This window comes from Ferrimonas balearica DSM 9799 (assembly GCF_000148645.1).
Taxonomy (GTDB): domain Bacteria; phylum Pseudomonadota; class Gammaproteobacteria; order Enterobacterales; family Shewanellaceae; genus Ferrimonas; species Ferrimonas balearica.
The window spans coordinates 3108913-3126573 of sequence record NC_014541.1; the positions used below are offsets into that span (position 1 = coordinate 3108913).

11 protein-coding genes are annotated in these 17661 nt (G+C 60.6%); 1 reads left to right on the plus strand and 10 read right to left on the minus strand.

The genetic code is table 11. From position 1 onward, the window contains the following. Window positions 1–9: 9 nt before the first annotated feature. The 5 genes from secD to FBAL_RS20475 form a co-directional block, all read right to left on the minus strand. Window positions 10–1854: a protein translocase subunit SecD gene (gene secD / locus FBAL_RS14235; RefSeq protein ID WP_013346283.1), complete on the minus strand. Its 1845-nt coding sequence runs from the start codon at window positions 1852–1854 to the stop codon at window positions 10–12. 39 nt (window positions 1855–1893) lie between these two features. After that, window positions 1894–2220 (minus strand): preprotein translocase subunit YajC, encoded by a 327-nt coding sequence (gene yajC, locus FBAL_RS14240; protein WP_013346284.1) that lies wholly within the window; start codon window positions 2218–2220, stop codon window positions 1894–1896. 31 nt (window positions 2221–2251) lie between these two features. Beyond that, window positions 2252–3376, minus strand: coding sequence for a tRNA guanosine(34) transglycosylase Tgt (gene tgt, locus FBAL_RS14245; RefSeq protein WP_013346285.1), 1125 nt, complete (start codon window positions 3374–3376; stop codon window positions 2252–2254). Between the two features lie 143 nt (window positions 3377–3519). Beyond that, a complete protein-coding gene (gene queA / locus FBAL_RS14250) occupies window positions 3520–4578 on the minus strand; it encodes a tRNA preQ1(34) S-adenosylmethionine ribosyltransferase-isomerase QueA (protein ID WP_013346286.1) in 1059 nt (352 codons plus the stop codon). Between the two features lie 90 nt (window positions 4579–4668). Further along, window positions 4669–4833, minus strand: coding sequence for a hypothetical protein (locus FBAL_RS20475; protein WP_013346287.1), 165 nt, complete (start codon window positions 4831–4833; stop codon window positions 4669–4671). Window positions 4834–4941: 108 nt separating this feature from the next. On the opposite strand from FBAL_RS20475, the gene FBAL_RS14255 reads away from it, so the two are divergent. Beyond that, window positions 4942–5556: an acyl carrier protein phosphodiesterase gene (locus FBAL_RS14255; protein WP_013346288.1), complete on the plus strand. Its 615-nt coding sequence runs from the start codon at window positions 4942–4944 to the stop codon at window positions 5554–5556. 3 nt (window positions 5557–5559) lie between these two features. Here the strand turns inward: FBAL_RS14255 and FBAL_RS14260 are convergent, their stop codons facing one another. The 5 genes from FBAL_RS14260 to FBAL_RS14280 form a co-directional block, all read right to left on the minus strand. Then, window positions 5560–8697, minus strand: coding sequence for an efflux RND transporter permease subunit (locus tag FBAL_RS14260; protein ID WP_013346289.1), 3138 nt, complete (start codon window positions 8695–8697; stop codon window positions 5560–5562). Further along, window positions 8694–9797 carry an efflux RND transporter periplasmic adaptor subunit gene (locus tag FBAL_RS14265; protein ID WP_013346290.1) on the minus strand — a complete coding sequence of 368 codons (1104 nt, stop codon included), beginning with the start codon at window positions 9795–9797 and terminating at the stop codon, window positions 8694–8696. Before FBAL_RS14265 ends, FBAL_RS14260 begins: the two co-directional genes overlap by 4 nt. Window positions 9798–10568: 771 nt before the next feature. After that, a complete protein-coding gene (locus FBAL_RS14270) occupies window positions 10569–12161 on the minus strand; it encodes an isocitrate lyase (RefSeq protein ID WP_013346292.1) in 1593 nt (530 codons plus the stop codon). 14 nt (window positions 12162–12175) lie between these two features. Beyond that, window positions 12176–13813, minus strand: a complete 1638-nt coding sequence (gene aceB / locus FBAL_RS14275) for a malate synthase A (RefSeq protein WP_013346293.1) — start codon at window positions 13811–13813, stop codon at window positions 12176–12178. Window positions 13814–14544: 731 nt separating this feature from the next. Then, on the minus strand, window positions 14545–17661 hold the full coding sequence (locus FBAL_RS14280; RefSeq protein WP_013346294.1) for an efflux RND transporter permease subunit: 3117 nt from the start codon (window positions 17659–17661) through the stop codon (window positions 14545–14547).

Here is a 17661-nt window from a genome sequence, read left to right on the forward strand (position 1 = left end):
ATCGCTCCTTTAAATGTCCAGCTTCTTGAGGCGCTTACCGCCCCACAGCGCATTCACCACGGCGCGGGAGCCCACGATGGAGGTGAACATGGAAGTGGCGATACCGATCATCAGGGTCACGGCAAAGCCTTTCACCGGACCGGTACCCACCGCAAACAGGATCAGTGCGGTGATCAGGGTGGTGATGTTGGCGTCAGCAATGGTCGACAGGGCGTTGCTGTAGCCTTCATGAATCGCCTGCTGGACGCTGCGTCCGGCTTTCAGCTCTTCACGAATACGCTCGAAGATCAGCACGTTGCCATCCACCGCCATACCTACCGTCAGTACGATACCGGCGATGCCAGGCAGGGTCAGGGTGGCCCCCGGAATCATCGACATGATGCCGACGATCATCACCAGGTTCACCACCAGGGCGCCCACGGCGATCAGACCAAACTTGCGGTAGTAGATGGCCATAAAGACCACCACCGCCAGCATGCCCCACATCAGCGCGGCCATACCGTTGTTGATGTTTTCCTGACCCAGGGACGGACCGATGGTGCGTTCCTGCACGATGGTGATCGGCGCAATCAGGGCACCGGCACGCAGCAGCAGCGCCAGGTTGTGGGCTTCGGCCGGAGAGCCGATGCCGGTGATGCGGAAGTTGCGACCCAGACGCGCCTGGATGGTGGCGACGTTGATCACCTCTTCGATCTTGTCGAACTGCGGGCTGCCATCAGCGTTACGCTCGCCGGTCGGCTTGTACTCGATAAAGACGGTGGCCATGGCGGCACCAATCTTGTCACGGGTAAAGTCGGCCATCTTGTTACCACCGGCGGCATCCAGGTTGATGTTCACCTGCGGTTGGCTGGTTTCGCTGAAGCCGGACTGGGCGCCGGTGATGTGATCACCGGTCAGGATAACCTGCTGCTCCAGTACCACCGGACGACCATCGCGGTCTTCATACAGACGGGTGCCCGGCGGAACCAGGCCACGGGTCGCGGCATTCAGGTCAACGTTCTGGGCCACCATGCGGAACTCCAGGGTCGCGGTCGCGCCCAGGATCTCTTTGGCACGAGCGGTGTCCTGTACACCGGGCAGTTCCACCGTGATGCGCTCGGCACCCTGGCGCTGAACCACCGGCTCGGCAACGCCCAGCTCGTTCACACGGTTACGCAGAATGTTGATGTTCTGGTTGAGGGCGTACTCTTTGATCTCTTTCAGGTAGGGCTCAGAGAGGGTGGCCAGGATCACCAGGTCATCGGGCTGGCTGAACACCAGGTTGGCGTTGCGGCCACGCAGGTAGCTGTAGGCCTGTTCGGCCACAGCGGCGTCACGGAAGCGCACCTCTACGGCGTCTCCCACCACGCGCACACCGGAGTAACGCAGGCGCTGCTCACGCAGGTCGGCGCGGAAGTCGGTGACAATCTGCTCCTGCTGCTTGTGCACCGCCTCGTTCATGTCCACTTCCATCAGGAAGTTCACACCGCCGCGCAGGTCGAGACCCAGCTTCATCGGGTTGCCGCCCAGCGACTTCAACCATTCGGGGGTGGCCGGCGCCAGGTTCAGAGCAACGATGTAGTCGCCCCCCAATGCCTGTGCTACCACTTCCTTGGCTTCGATCTGATCCTCGGCGTTGCTGAAACGCGCCAGGATCTGACCCTCTTCCATAATGACGCTCTTGGCAGACAGCCCTTCCCCTTGTAAGGCGGTCTGGACCTGGTCCAGCGTGGCGCTGTCCAGAGCCACGTTCCGGGTTGCAGAGATCTGCAGTGCCGGATCCTCACCGTAGAGGTTTGGCGCCGCGTAGAGCGCCCCGATGGCGATCACGAAGATCACCAGCAGGTTTTTCCACATCGGGTATTTATTCAACACGCCGGTGCCCCTTAATGTCTTGGTGGTCTTATTCTTCTATTACAGAGACTTCACAGAGCCTTTCGGCAGCACTGCGGTGATGAAGTCTTTCTTGATGGTCACTTCGGTGTTCTCGCCCAGGGCCAGAACCAGGTAATCATCGTCAGCAGTCACTTTTACGATCTTGCCTACCAGGCCGCCGTTGGTCAGCACTTCGTCGCCCTTGGCCAGAGACTCAACCAGGTTCTTGTGCTCTTTTACGCGCTTGTTCTGCGGACGCAGGATCATGAAGTAGAAGATCAGGCCGAACACCGCCAGCATGATAACCATCTCCATGCCACCACCCTGAGGGGCACCGGTATTGGCGTAGGCGTTTGCGATAAACATAAGCGTTAACTCTCTCGTTAGTTATTGTGATTCAGTCGTTTAACGGCGGTACTTCCCGGCCTTGGCGGGCGTAGAATTCGGCCACAAAGTCGTCTAGGGTACCGCGCTCAATGGCCCCCCGCAAACCTTCCATAACGCGCTGGTAGTAGCGCAGGTTGTGGATGGTGTTGAGGCGTGCACCGAGGATCTCATTACAGCGATCCAGGTGGTACAGGTAGGCCCGGGTGTAGTTCTTACAGGTGTAACAATCGCAGTCGGCATCCAGCGGCGAGGTATCGTCGCGGTGCTTGGCGTTACGGATCTTCACCACCCCTTCACCGGTAAACAGGTGACCGTTACGGGCGTTACGGGTCGGCATCACGCAGTCGAACATGTCGACGCCACGACGCACGCCTTCCACCAGGTCTTCCGGCTTGCCCACGCCCATCAGGTAGCGCGGCTTATCTTCCGGGATTTTCGGGCAGATGTGCTCGAGGATGCGGTGCATGTCCTCTTTCGGCTCACCCACGGCCAGGCCACCAATGGCGTAGCCATCGAAGCCGATGTTCATCAGGCCGTCCAGGGACTCGTCACGCAGGTATTCGTAAACGCCACCCTGGATGATGCCGAACAGGGCGTTCTTATTACCCAGTTTGTCGAAGGCATCACGGGAACGCTGCGCCCAGCGCAGGGACATGCGCATGGAGGTGGCGGCTTCCTCTTCGGTGGCCGGGTACGGGGTACACTCGTCGAAGATCATGACGATGTCGGAGCCCAGGTAGTACTGGATCTCCATGGAACCTTCCGGGTCGAGGAAGATCTTGTCGCCATTGATGGGGTGACGGAAGTGCACGCCCTGCTCGGTGATCTTGCGCATATGGCCCAGGCTGAACACCTGGAAACCGCCGGAATCGGTCAGGATCGGCTTATGCCAGTTCATAAAACCGTGCAGGTCACCATGCTTCTGCATGATCTCGTTGCCCGGGCGCAGCCACAGGTGGAAGGTGTTACCCAGGCAGATCTCTGCGCCGGTGGCTTCCACCTCTTCCGGGGTCATGCCTTTAACGGTGCCGTAGGTGCCCACCGGCATAAAGGCCGGGGTCTCAACGGTGCCACGCTCAAACGTGAGGCGGCCGCGGCGGGCGCGTCCATCGGTGGTGATCAATTCAAACTTCATTGCTACCTCATACCAGAGAAACAGTCCGGAGATGGTCTAGTGTAGGCCGCAGCATGCGGCACATTAGGGGTAAAATGGGGCCGGCCGGGGCGCGCTTCAAGCGTCCCGGCCAGAAAAATGGGGTTTTCGTGACGTAAGCCCGTTCAAGCGGTGGTGTTTTGTTCCTGACGGGTCACAAACATGGCATCGCCGTAGCTGAAGAAGCGGTACTTCTGTGCCACCGCGTGCTGATACGCGTTCATCACATGGTCCTGACCGGCGAAGGCGGACACCAGCATGATCAGGGTGGATTCCGGCAGGTGGAAGTTGGTGATCATGGCGTCCACCAGCAGGAATTCGCAACCCGGGTAGAGGAAGATGTCGGTTTCCTGAGCGTAAGGGGCCAGCACTTCGCCATGCTCTCGGGCCGCCCGCGCCGCAGACTCCAGTGAACGTACCGAGGTGGTGCCCACGGCAATCACGCGGCCACCACGGGCACGGGTGCGCTTCACCGCTTCCACCACATCGCTGCCCACTTCGGCAAACTCAGAGTGCATATGGTGGTCTTCCACCTTGTCCACACGTACCGGCTGGAAGGTGCCCGCACCCACGTGCAGGGTCACGTAGGCGGTTTCCACGCCCTTCTCTTTCAGCCTGGCCAGCATCGACTCATCGAAGTGCAGACCGGCAGTCGGGGCGGCCACCGCACCGGGGCGCTGGTTATAGACGGTTTGGTAGCGCTCACGGTCGCTGTTTTCGTCGGGACGATCAATGTAGGGCGGCAGCGGCATGTGGCCGATGCGGTCGAGAATATTGAGCACGGTGTCATTACCGTGAAACGCCAGCTCAAACAGCGCGTCATGACGGGCCACCATGGTGGCGGTCACGCCGTCATCAAACTGCAGCTCAGTACCGGGCTTGGGGGATTTGGAGGAACGCACATGAGCGAGCACCCGCTCACTGTCCAGCACGCGCTCCACCAGAACTTCAATTTTGCCACCAGAGGCTTTCTGGCCGTGCAGGCGGGCCGGGATCACCCGGGTGTTGTTGAACACCATCAGGTCACCGGGGCGAACCAGCTCCAGCAGATCGGGGAATTGGCCATCGTGCAGGGCGCCGGTGTCGCCATCCAGGTGCAGCAAGCGGGACGCGGTGCGCTCTTGGGTGGGATAACGGGCGATCAGCTCATCGGGCAGATCAAAGTCAAAATCGGCTACCTGCATCGTTTTAGCACTCTCTGGCGGTAAGGCGCCCAGTGATGGGCGGGGGCGCTAGTCTAAAAAGAGGCAGGGCCGGGATCAAGTCGGTGAAGGTTACTCGCTTTCGCGAGCGGAAGAATCGCGCTGACTCTGGTGATTTTCCAGCAGGTCACGCATGCTGTGGGGCACATCGTGTGTTTCGAACGGAATATCCAGCTCGATGCGTTGGCGCCTGCGCAGGGCGCGTTGGATCTGGTGTTGTAGCCATTTAATTGTCATGGGAACTCCTTTCCCGTCAAACCTGGCCGTATCCACGGCCGACACTGAACGCCATCCAATGGCGTTAAATTAATGTAATTTCTGATGGTATTTTGAGCAAGCGTTAATGTGAATTTCCTCGCCCATCTGTTGATTGCCGACCACACCAACACCAGCCTGGCGGGCGCGGTGGGTGCCGACTTTGTCCGCGGCCCGTTGGATGCGTGGCCCGAACCCCTTCGCACCGGCATGATGCTGCACCGTTTTATCGACGCCCGCATCGATCACCACCCCCGGGTGCTGGCCCTTAAAGCCGCCTTTGCCGCAGAACACCGGCGCATGGCCGGGATCTGCCTGGACCTGGCCTTTGACCACCAGCTGGCCCGTCACTGGCCCCGCTACCACGCCTGGCCCCTGCCCCGCTTCAGCCAGTACTGCTACCAGCAGATGCAGGCCAGTGCGCCACTGCCGGAACGGTTTGTGCCGGTGCTGGGGGCGATGCAGCGCACCGATTGGCTGGTGCAGTATCAGCAGCGGGAGAACATCGATGGGGCGCTCTACAACATCGCCCGCCGCCTCTCCCGGCCAGAGCGGCTGCGCGCTGCCATTCCGGAGATCTGGCGGCTGGAACACGCCATTGCTGACGCCTTCAGCGAACTGATGCCGGAGATGCTTAGCGACGCCGAGCAGTACGTCAGGCAAAAAAAACGCCCCGCCATTGGCGGGGCGTCATCACCGAAGTGACCTTCAGGCTTCACTGACCGGGGTGTGTGGCTGGGCCCGGTTCGCCGCTGTCCGCTCTCGCAGACGCTGGAACAGGGCAAAGAAGCCGGGGATAAAGCAGGTGCCGACAATCAGCACACAGGTCAGGCCCCCCAGCAACGTCCAACCCAGTGACCACTGGGATATCTCTCCCGCCCCGGAGGCCAGTACCATCGGGATCATGCCGCAGATAAAGGACCAGGAGGTCATGTTCACGGCGCGGAAACGCAGCTTACCGGCCTCCACCGCAGCGTCGTCGATGCTGCGCCCCTCCTCCTCCCGCTTGAGGCGGGCAAACTCCACAATCAGGATGGCGTTCTTGGCCGCCAGCGCAATCAACAACACCAATCCCATCTGGGCATAGAGGTTGAGTGGCAGCGCCATCGCCTTGAGCGCCATCAGCGCGCCCAGTACCGCCATCGGCACCACCAGGATGATCGCCGTAGGCATGGTCCAGGACTCGTACTGCGCCACCATAAACAGGTAGATAAACAGCAGCGCCAGGGCAAAGGCGTAGATCGCCAGGTCACCCGCCGCCTTCTCCTGGAACGCCATGCCGGTCCATTCGAAGGTGTAGCCGTCCGGCAGCATCTGCGCCGCCAGCCGTTCCATCGCCGCCAATGCCTCACCAGAGGCGTAGCCCGGTGCCGCCTGGCCGCTGATGGTGGCCGCGTTGTAGAGGTTGTAGCGCCAGGCCACGTCCGGCGCCAGGGTCGGCGACAGGGTGACCAGCGTGGAGAGCGGAATCATCTCACCACCGGCACTGCGCACATGGAAGCGCCCCAAATCCTCGGTGTCCCGCCGGAACTCGGCCTGGGCCTGCATGTTGACCCGGTAGGTTTTGCCATACAGGGTGACGTCGTTCACCCGCATCGCGCCGAGGTTAGTCTGCAGGGTGGAGAAGATTTCGGTGATCGGGATCCCCAACTGACGCGCCTTCAGGTAATCCACGTCCACGTAGTAGTGCGGCACATTGGCACGGAAGAAGCTGAATACCCGGGTCAGTTCCGGCTGTTGGTTGGCCGCGCGGATAAAGTCATCCATCACCGCCGCCAGCTCCTCCCGGGGGCGCCCGCGGGTATCCTCCAGCATAAATTCGAAGCCGTTGGAGGCACCGATGCCGGGAATGGCAGGCATACCAAACGCCATCACCTGGGCATCGTGGTACTGGGTGGCGGCCCAGACATTCAGGCGATGGGTGATCTCACTCAGGCCCGCGTCCCGGTCTGCCCAGTCGTACAGGCGCACGAAGAAGGTGGAGGTGTTGGACTGCAGGGAGAAGGAGAGCAGGCCAAAGCCCCGCGCTGCCCCCACCGCGTCCACTTCCGGGTAGCTCATCAGCACCGCTTCGATGTCATCGGACACCTCCATGGTACGGCGCAGTGACGCCCCATCCGGCAACTGCACGTTCACCAGCATCATCCCCTTATCCTCCTCCGGCACGAATCCAGTGGGAATGGAGGGGGTGATCAGGGCCAGCAGCGCCAGTGCGGCGGCAAACAGCCCCAGCAGCAGGCCGGATTTGCGCACCAGGGTGGCCGCCACCCGCCCGTAGCGTTCGGTCAGTCGCTCAAAGCCACGGTTAAAGGCCTGATACCAGCGGGGACCGCTTTGGCCGGGCTTCAGCAACATGGCACAGAGCGCCGGAGACAGGGTCAGGGCGTTGACACTGGACAGCACCACGGAGATCACGATGGTTACCGCGAACTGCGCGTACATCTCGCCGGTAATGCCCGGCAGCAGGGATACCGGAATAAACACCGCCAGCAGCACCAGGGTCGAGGTGATGATGGGTCCGGTCACCTCCTTCATGGCGATGATGGTGGCCTCGGCCCCGCTGATGGTGGGGTTTTCGCGCATATTGCGCTCAACGTTCTCGATCACCAGGATGGCGTCATCCACCACGATACCGATGGCCAGGATCAGGCCAAACAGGGTCACGGTGTTGATGGTAAAGCCCATCGAGAGCATAAAGGCGAAGGTGCCGATCAAGGACACCGGGATCGCCACCAGCGGCACGGCGGTAGCGCGCATGGAGCCAAGGAACAGATAGGTGACCGCCACCACCAGCAGCACCGCCTGAATCAAGGTTTCCAATACGGAGGCGATCGACTCCTCCACAAACACCGTGGTGTCGTAGACGATGTCGTAGGCCATATCCTCAGGGAACTGCTCCGCTGCCGAGGCCAGGAACGCTTTCACCTGTTGGCCGGTTTCCAGCGCATTGGCGTCCGGCTGCAGCGACAGGCTGAGCATGGCCGCCAGTTGGCCGTTTCGGGTGGCCTCGAAGTCGTACATCTCCTTGCCGAGGTCGACCTGAGCCACGTCCTTGAGGTAGAGCGTGCTGCCGTCAGATTCGGCGCGCACCACCACATGCTCAAACTCGTCAACGGTCTTGAGCCGGCCCTGGGTAACCAGCGGAATGGTCATGGCGGGCTGGTCCAGATCCGGCGCCCCGCCGATACGGCCCGCCGGCATCACCACGTTCTGCTCCGCCAGCGCGCCGTACACGTCAGTGGTGGTCAGCCCGTACTGGGCCAGGCGCTCAGGGTCGAGCCAGACCCGCATCGAGTAGCGGGCCCCACCCAACAGGGACACATCCGAGATGCCGGGGATGCGCTTAAGCTGCTCCTCCAGGTTGAGCGCCACGTAGTTGGTCAGGAAGATGTCGTCATGGGTCTCGTTGGGGGAGTACACCGTCATCGCCATCAGCAGGTCCGGCGATTTCTTCGAGACCTTAATGCCCCGCTCCCGCACATCCGCAGGCAGCCGTGGCGTGGCCTCGTTCACCCGGTTCTGCACCAGTACCGTGGCCATATCCGGGTCGGTGCCGATGTCAAAGGTCACCTCCAGGAAGTAGCCGCCATCGTTGGCGGAGCGGGAGCGCATGTAGAGCATGTTCTCCACACCGTTTACCGCTTCCTCAATGGGCTGGGCCAGGGTTTGTTCCACCACCTCGGCGTTGGAACCCGGGTACATGGCAGACACCTGCACCACCGGTGGCGTAATGCGGGGGAATTCGTTGACCGGCATGGTGCGCATGGCGATCAGGCCCACCAGCACCATCACCAGGGCGATGACGATGGCGAACTTGGGCCGGTTAATGAAAAAGCGTGAAATCATACGTCATCACCCACGATGCTGACCTGGCCGCCACTGCGCACACGGTGCAGGCCAGACGTGACCACCCGCTCGCCGGATTCCAGCCCCTCAAGCACCACAATCTCCTGACCCAGGCGACTGCCCGGTTCGATGGCACGACGCTCAACCGTGTTGTCTGCGGCCACCACCATCACAAAGCTGCCCTGCTGATCGTTCTGCACCGCCCGGTTGGGGATCACCACGCCATTCAGGGCCTGCTGGGGCCGCACCTGAACCTGAACAAACTGCCCCGGCAGCAGGACCCCTTCGGGGTTGGCAAAGTCCGCGTGCAACGCCAGGGTGCCGGTGGCCAGGTCGATGCGGTTATCGAAGAAGCTGATGGTGCCGGGCTGCTGATAGTTCTTGCCCTGTCCCAGGTTAAGGCTGACCTCAACGGTATCGTCGTCCATCAGCCCATTCACCACCATCGCCAGGCGCTCCCGTTCGGAGATGCGGAAGCTGGTGCGGATCGGGTCCTGCTGCACCAGGGTCATCAGCGGCCCACTCTGGGAGCCGACCAGATCACCCACCGCAGCCATAGCGGCCCCAACCTGGCCATCAATGGGGGCCACGATGGTGGTGTGGGACAGGTCCAGTTCCGCTTTTTCCAGGGCCGCTTGTGCCTGCAGAACCCGTGCCTCCGCCATCGCCAGACTGGCGCTGAGGTTATCGATATCGGATTCGCTGACACTGCCGCGACCCAACAGCTCTTTGTTACGGGTCAGGTTGACCTGGGCGATGTCCCGGGAAGCGAGGGCTTCCGCCAGGGTGGCCTTGGCGGCACTCAGCGCTGCGCGATAGGGGCGCGGGTCAATCTCAAACAGCGGCGTGCCCGCCGTTACCCGCTGACCATCGCTGACCAGCCTTTGGGTCAGGTAGCCGGACACCTGAGCGCTGATGCGGATGTCTTCAATCGCTTCGATGCGGCCGGAGAACAGGCGCACTGGCTGGTAGTCCTGCATCGTCGCTGCCGTCACCTGCACGGACGGCGGCGGCAGGGCGGTCGGGGTCGACGCCTGCTCACAACCGAGCAGACCAAAGGGCAGCAGCAGCGCAAGGCACCGCTTGGAGACAAACTTCATGGTGGGTCCCTATCAAAAGGCGGACAAAAAGAAACCCACTGTAAAAGGCGTGGCTGAACGGCAGCTCAACGGAAAAACCGAAAAATCGGTGTAATTTCGCCGACTTGTATCCAAATATGCAGAAAACGCAATTCCGACACATCCCCTTGCAAAGCCCAACCCAGGCGCAACAGTCCCCTCACCGATCGCTTGCATCCACCCTCAGCCAGCGACACCGGCAACAATCCCCACCAAGGCGGCCACGCCACCTCAGCGCCATCGCAACATACCGGTGAAAAAGCAAAAAAAAGGTTCTTCGCGGATTAGCAGGAAAGAAGGCAGAAGCGATTTCTCCAACAAAATACCTTTTCATGGTCTCTGCTCACCTTGAGGGATTGATGCTGTTTCCGAATAAGAATGAGCACCCAGCTATCACGGCTCAGCCGTCCACCAAAGGCCGACTCGCGGCGCTGAGCGGGAACGACTGGGAGTGAAGCCGAGGGCCAGGGATGGCCCGAGTGCCAGTCGAGCAGGGATGCGAGTCTGGCCAGTGCTGAACGGGAAGGAATGGGAGCGAAGGGCTTTCGCCGCGCCGGAGGCAGGGGTGTCAAGAGCGGGGCGCGCAGCCGGGCAACGCCCTTCTGGTGCCCGCCGGGGCATCCCGGCAATGGCTCGGTAGGTGGAAACGGGCTCGGAGCCAAGGTTCCCACGGAAATATGCGATGAACCAAAAAAAAGGGGAGGGCCAAAGCCCTCCCAAAGCACAAGCAACGTGGGAACTCGAAGGGAACCGTTAGAACTGGTTCATGGTGTTGTCTTTACCGGCTGCTTTCAGCGCCGCGTCACCGGAGAAGTACTCCTTGTGATCATCACCCATGTCGGAACCGGCCATGTTCTGGTGTCTCACGCAGGCGATACCCTGACGGATCTCCTTACGCTGTACCCCGGACACGTAAGCCAGCATGCCTTGGTCACCGAAGTAGCCTTTGGCCAGGTTGTCGGTGGACAGTGCCGCGGTGTGGTAGGTCGGCAGGGTAATCAGGTGGTGGAAGATGCCAGCTTCGCGCGCCGCATCGGCCTGGAAGGAGCGGATCTTGTCATCGGCTTCCACCGCCAGTTCAGTGTCATCGTACTGGGCACTCATCAGGTTGGTGCGGTCGTAAGCGGACAGGTCGCGGCCGGCCGCTTCCCAGGCATCGAACACCTGCTGACGGAAGTTCAGGGTCCAGTTGAAGGAGGGGCTGTTGTTGTAAACCAGCTTTGCATTGGGGATCACCTCGCGGATGCGATTAACCATCCCGGCAATCTGGCCAACGTGCGGCTTCTCGGTTTCAATCCACAGCAGGTCAGCGCCGTGCTGCAAAGAGGTGATGCAGTCCAGCACCACCCGGTCTTCACCGGAACCTTTGCGGAACTGGAACAGGCCACTGGCCAGACGGGAAGGCTTCAGCAGTTTGCCGTTGGCCTTCACCACCACATCACCGTTGGCGATGTCGTCAGCGCTCTCGACGTACTCACCGTCGAGGTAGCTGTTGTACTGGTCGCCCAGATCGCCCGGCTCGTTGGTGACCGCAATCTGCTTGGTCAGGCCGGCACCCAGGGAGTCGGTACGGGCAACGATAACACCGTCATCCACCCCCAGCTCCAGGAAGGCGTAGCGAACGGCGCGGATCTTGGCGAGGAAGTCGGCGTGGGGCACGGTGACCTTACCGTCCTGGTGACCACACTGCTTCTCGTCGGACACCTGGTTTTCGATCTGGATGCAGCAGGCGCCGGCTTCAATCATCTTCTTGGCCAACAGGTAGGTGGCCTCTTCGTTACCAAAACCGGCATCGATGTCGGCAATGATCGGCACCACGTGGGTCTGGAAGTTGTCGATCTGCGCCTGCACTTCGGCTTCTTTGGCCTTATCGCCAGCCTCACGGGCCGCATCCAGCGCACGGAAGTAACCGCCCAGCTCGCGAGCGTCCGCCTGGCGCAGGAAGGTGTACAGCTCTTCAATCAGCGCGGCCACAGAGGTCTTCTCATGCATGGACTGGTCCGGCAGCGGGCCGAACTCACTGCGCAGCGCCGCCACCATCCAGCCGGACAGGTACAGGTAGCGACCCTTGGTGCTTTCCAGATGCTTCTTGATGGCGATCAGCTTCTGCTGACCGATAAAGCCGTGCCAGCAGCCCAGGGACTGGGTGTACTGAGTCGGGTCAGCGTCATAGGCGGCCATATCCTGGCGCATGATCGCAGCGGTGTAACGGGCAATATCAAGGCCGGTTTTGAAACGGTTCTGCGCCTTCATGCGCGCGACGTTCTCGGCGTTTACCCCCCACGTTTGCCCCTGGGTTTCAATCAAGCTGTTGGCGGTATCAATGTCGTTTTGGTAAGTGGCCATGGTGTGGGACTCCTTTACAGTGCTTGTCCATGAGCAAGGGTGGATTGGGTCAGGATCTGGTACCCGGGCAGGGTCAGGAAATCGGTCAATTGATCGGCACAGGTCAGGCGCTCGAAGATGGTGGCGGCTTCATCAAACCGTCCGCCGTCAAAGCGCTCTGCCCCCAGCTCCTCACGAACCACGCTGAGCTCCTCCTTGAGCAGGGTGCGGAACAGATCGGCGGTCACCAGCTGGCCATTGTCCAGATGGGTGCCGTGCTTAATCCATTGCCAGATGGAAGCCCGGGAGATCTCCGCCGTGGCGGCGTCCTCCATCAGGCCATAAATCGGAACGCAGCCATTGCCGGAGATCCAGGCTTCGATGTACTGCACGGCGATGCGAATGTTGGCGCGCATGCCCGCTTCGGTGGCCTGGCCCTCACAGGGTGCCAGCAAATCCTCAGCGGTGATGGGGGCATCCACATCACGGGATACCTGAAGCTGGTTGGGGCGGTCGCCGATGTACTCGTTCATCACCGCCATGGCGGTGTCCGCCAGGCCGGGGTGGGCGATCCAGGTGCCGTCGTGACCGTTACGGGCTTCCAGCTCCTTGTCCTGCTGCACTTTGGCCAGCACCTGTGCCTGACGCTCCGGGTCTTTGGCAGGAATAAAGGCCGCCATGCCGCCCATCGCCAGCGCACCACGCTTGTGACAGGTCTTAATCAGCAGTCGGGAGTAGGCGGACAGGAACGGCTTATCCATGGTGACCACCTGACGATCCGGCAGCACCCGATCCGGGTAGTTCTTCAAGGTCTTGATGTAGCTGAAGATGTAGTCCCAGCGTCCGCAGTTCAGCCCCACGATGTTGTTACGCAGCTCGTAGAGGATCTCATCCATCTCAAACACCGCCGGCAGGGTTTCGATCAGGCAGGTGGCCTTGATGGTGCCGGGAGTCAGGCAGAAACGCTCTTCGGTGTAAGCGAACACTTCGGCCCACCAACGCGCCTCAAGGTGACTTTGCAGCTTGGGAATGTAGAAGTAGGGACCAGAACCCTTCGCCAGCAAGGCGCGATAGTTGTGGTAGAAGTAGAGGGCGAAATCCACCAGAGCGCCGGGCAGCGGCTCCCCCTGATAGGTCAGGTGGGCTTCATCCAGGTGCAGCCCACGTACCCGGGCGATCAACACGGCCGGGTCGGGGTTGAGTCGATACTCTTTGCCATTGGCCGGATTGGTGTATTCGATGGTGCCATCCACCGCGTCTTTCAGGTTCTGCTGACCCTGGACCACCTTCTCCCAGCTGGGCGCCAGTGAGTCCTCAAAGTCCGCCATAAACACTTTGACGTCGGCATTCAGGGCATTGATCACCATCTTGCGGTCCACTGGACCGGTGATCTCGACCCGGCGGTCCTGCAGGTCTGCCGGAATGCCCAGGATCTGCCAGTTGCCTTCCCGCACATTGCGGGTTTCCGGCAGAAAGTCCGGCAGTTTGCCGGCATCAATCTCGGCCTGCTTTTGCAGGCGGGCCTGCAGCAGGGTTTGTCTTGGCGCGGCAAAGCGCTCGGCCAGCTCGGCCAGAAACCCCAGCGCCTCGGCGCTCAGCACCTGATCTTCGCCGGCCACGAACTGGCCACGCTTAATAATGCGGTCTTTCGACTCAATGACTGCCTGACTCATTCGCCCCTCCACACTGGAATTTTCAAATGAAAGTTTAGAACCACGTTTGCGTCCATTGGACTTTGGTGGATTCTGCACCGTCCTGGTGCTCAAGAGTGAAATTTAAGCTGCTTTATGGTGCATGAAAAATCAAGACAGAAATCACAATAATTTAATAAAGTTGCGTTAAGTCCCTATTTCATGGGCTTTACTGAGCACAAGCAAGATTGGAGCATTAACTTTAAACGGCCGTTTCACTGCTTTTGGGGCCTGGCGAAAAAGAAACCGCCAAATGTAGTTTTATTACGTACCTTATTTTCCCGCCGTAACCATTTGTTGACAAACCACCGCGTTGGCTCAGAAAACTTTTTGCTTAAGCTGCTCGCATCTACGTTTATCCCTGACCTTAACGTTAGCCCTAAACCCCGCATTTGACGGGCCTTTGCGGTGATTCTTTTTTAACCTCTGGTTCAAACGCACGTTTAATTGTTACGTTAACGTAAACATACCCTTGGCGAGACTGAGGGATTACCGCCACAACAGGCTGGCAACGATTGGAAATGAAATACGTCAATCGGATCCGGCAAAGCCGCACCAGGCAAGGGTTTGCAAGGATAGAGGGTCTGACCAATTCGGTGCAGCGCAGGACGCCAACGCCCTCCCGAAGGGCTCCCCCTGCCACAGTGGATTCTCACCAGACAAGCACAAAAAAGGGCCCGCTTGAGCGGGCCCTTTGCTGTCAAAAATGACGATTAGGCGCTGGCTTCGCCTTTAAAGCGCTCCCGCATCCGCTGCAACACGACATAGAACACCGGAACCAGCAGAGTGCCCACGATGCCCGCCGCAATCATGCCGCCAAACACCGCGTAACCCAGTGAGTGGCGACTCGCCGCCCCGGCCCCGCTGGCCAGAACCAGCGGCAGCACACCGAGAATAAAGGAGAAAGCGGTCATCAGTACTGCCCGGAAGCGCATCCGTGCCGCCTCCTGACCCGCATCGACGATGCTGTGCCCGGCTTCACGCTGCTGCTTGGCGAACTCCACAATCAGGATGGCGTTCTTCGATGCCATACCGATCAACAGCACCAGACCAATCTGGGTGTAGAGGTTCACGTCGGCCTGAGCGATCAACACATTGAGGAAGGCCCCCAACACCGCCACCGGCACCGACAGCATCACCGCCAGCGGAATGGTCCAGCTTTCGTACTGAGCCACCAGGAACAGGTAGGTGAAGACCAACGCCAGCGAGAAGATAAAGGGCGCCAGGTTGCCCGCCTGGATCTCCTGGTAGGTCTGGCCCGTCCATTCGTACTGGTAGCCGGAGGGCAGTACCCGATCAGCCACCCGCTGCATCGCCGCAATCGCTTCACCGGAGCTGAATCCCGGCGCCGGGATGCCGTTGATGGTGACCGACCCGTACAGGTTGTATCGGGAGACCACTTCCGGCCCCAGTGTCGGCGTGACGCTGACCAGTGTGGACAGCGGCACCATCTCACCGGTGGCGGTACGGACGTAGAAGTTGCTGATGTCCTGTTCCGAGTTGCGGAAATCCATCTCGGCCTGCGCCATCACCCGGAAGGTTTTGCCAAAGCGGTTAAAGTCGTTGACGTACGCCCCGCCCAACATGGTTTGCAGGGTCGAGAACACTTCCGTCAGCGGGATCCCCAACGCCTTGGCTTTCTGACGGTCGACGTCCACGTACATCTGCGGAACATCAGCCCGGAAGTTGGAGAACGCCATGGCGATGGCCGGTTCGTGGTTGGCTTCAATGATCAGCCCCCGCATCACCGACGCCAACTCCGCCGCACTGCGGCCCATGGTGTCCTGCAACACAAACTCAAACCCCCCGACGTTACCCACACCGGGCAGCGGCGGCAGGGCAAAGGCCATGGCGTTAACCCGGGGATCCGCGGCGTATTTAGCCTGCAGCGTTTGCAGAATCACCTTGTCGGACAACTCCGGCGCGGTGCGCTCCTCCCAGGTATCCAGCACCACAATCAGCAGGCCGCCATTGGACGCCACTGAGCCGGTGAGTACCGAGAACCCGGACGCGTGAATCACGTTGGAGACACCGGGCTGCTGCAGGGTGAGATCGACCAGATCTTTCATCACCTCTTCGGTCCGGTTCAGCGAGGCGCCGTCCGGCAGTTGCAGGTCCACCATAAAGCTCTTCTTGTCTTCCGCCGGGACAAAGCCACTGGGCAGTGAGGTGCCCAGATAGCCGGTCGCCCCAATCGCGATGACAAACGCCACCATCACCAGAGCCGATTTGCGGATAAGCCCCGCCACCAGCGTGCTGTAGTTGCTGGTCAGACGGTCAAACTGGCGGTTAAAGGCGGCATGGAAGCCCCGCTCATGCTGTTGCGGCGGCTTCAGCAGCGAAGCACACAGCGCCGGCGACAGGGTCAGGGCGTTAATGGAGGAGATCAGTACCGAGACGCAGATGGTGACGGAGAACTGGGCGTACATCTGGCCGGTAATCCCCGGCATCACCGCCGTGGGCGCAAACACCGCCAACAGCACCAGCGAGGTGGCGACGATGGGGCCAGTCACCTCTTTCATCGCTTCGATGGTGGCGGTGCGCGGGTCCATCCCCTTCTCTTCCATCAGGCGGGTGACGTTCTCCACCACTACGATGGCGTCATCCACCACGATGCCGATGGCGAGAATCAAGGCAAACAGCGACACCGTGTTGATGGTCATGCCGAATATCAGCAGGAACAGGAAGGTGCCGATCAGGGAGACCGGAATGGCGATGGCAGGCACCAGCGTGGAGCGGAAATCCTGCAGGAAGATGTACACCACCAGCACCACCAGGCCGACGGAGATAAACAGGGTTTCCACCACCTCCTGAATCGACACCTCGACGAACTCGGTGGTGTCATAAAGGATGTCGTAGGCCATGTCGTCGGAGAAGCCCTGGGACAGGCGCGTCATCTCGGCACGGATCCCCTTGGCCACCTCCAGCGCGTTGGCATCGGGGCTCTGGTACACCGCGATAATGGCGCTCGGCGCGTTATCCAGCTTACCCTGGGCATCGTAGAACTGGCTGCCCAGCTCCACCCGGGCCACGTCACCCACGACAATGCGGGAGCCGTCCGGATTGGAGCGGATGATCACGCTGGCGAACTCTTCCGGATGGGACAGTCGGCCCTGGGCCTGGAGGCTGTACTGGAACTGCTGGTTGGGATCCACCGGCGCGGCACCAATCCGCCCCGCCGCCACCTGGATGTTCTGCTCACGCAGCGCCGCAATCACATCGGCGCTGGTCACCGCCAGCGCCGCCATGGCATTGGGGTCGAGCCAGATCCGCATGGCGTAATCCATGCCACCGATGATCTGCACCTCAGAGACGCCGCTGACCCGGGCCAGGGTGTCCTTGATGTTCAGACCGGCATAGTTGGTCAGGTAAAGCCCGTCAAAGGTGCCTTCCGGTGAGTAGAGGTTGGCGATCATCAGGAAGTTGGGGCTTTTCTTCTTAACCTTCACCCCCTGCTGGGTCACCTCAGCGGGCAAGCGCGGCTGCGCCTGTTGCACCCGGTTTTGCACGTTCACCTGAGCCATATCGGCGTCGGTGCCCACCTCAAAGGTCACGGTCAGCGAGTAGGAGCCGTCGTTGGAGGACTTCGACTCCATGTAGATCATGCCCTCCACCCCGTTGACCTCACTCTCGATGACCTGGCCAATGGTGTCCTTCACCACATCGGCACTGGCACCGGGGTAGCTGGTACTGACGGAGATCTGTGGCGGCGACACATCCGGGAATTCGGCCACCGGCAGAGCCGGAATGGCCAGCAGGCCCGCCAGCGACAATACGATGGAGATAACAAAGGCGAACTTGGGCCTGGAGACAAAAAACTGGCTAATCAT

Bases quoted from the DNA above. Each gene is read 5' to 3' on its own strand.
- yajC (WP_013346284.1), bottom strand. From the start codon at position 2,220: ATGTTTATCGCAAACGCCTACGCCAATACCGGTGCCCCTCAGGGTGGT.
- tgt (WP_013346285.1), bottom strand. From the start codon at position 3,376: ATGAAGTTTGAATTGATCACCACCGATGGACGCGCCCGCCGCGGCCGC.
- queA (WP_013346286.1), bottom strand. From the start codon at position 4,578: ATGCAGGTAGCCGATTTTGACTTTGATCTGCCCGATGAGCTGATCGCC.
- FBAL_RS20475 (WP_013346287.1), bottom strand. From the start codon at position 4,833: ATGACAATTAAATGGCTACAACACCAGATCCAACGCGCCCTGCGCAGG.
- FBAL_RS14260 (WP_013346289.1), bottom strand. From the start codon at position 8,697: ATGATTTCACGCTTTTTCATTAACCGGCCCAAGTTCGCCATCGTCATC.
- FBAL_RS14265 (WP_013346290.1), bottom strand. From the start codon at position 9,797: ATGAAGTTTGTCTCCAAGCGGTGCCTTGCGCTGCTGCTGCCCTTTGGT.
- FBAL_RS14270 (WP_013346292.1), bottom strand. From the start codon at position 12,161: ATGGCCACTTACCAAAACGACATTGATACCGCCAACAGCTTGATTGAA.
- aceB (WP_013346293.1), bottom strand. From the start codon at position 13,813: ATGAGTCAGGCAGTCATTGAGTCGAAAGACCGCATTATTAAGCGTGGC.
- FBAL_RS14280 (WP_013346294.1), bottom strand. From the start codon at position 17,661: ATGATTAGCCAGTTTTTTGTCTCCAGGCCCAAGTTCGCCTTTGTTATC.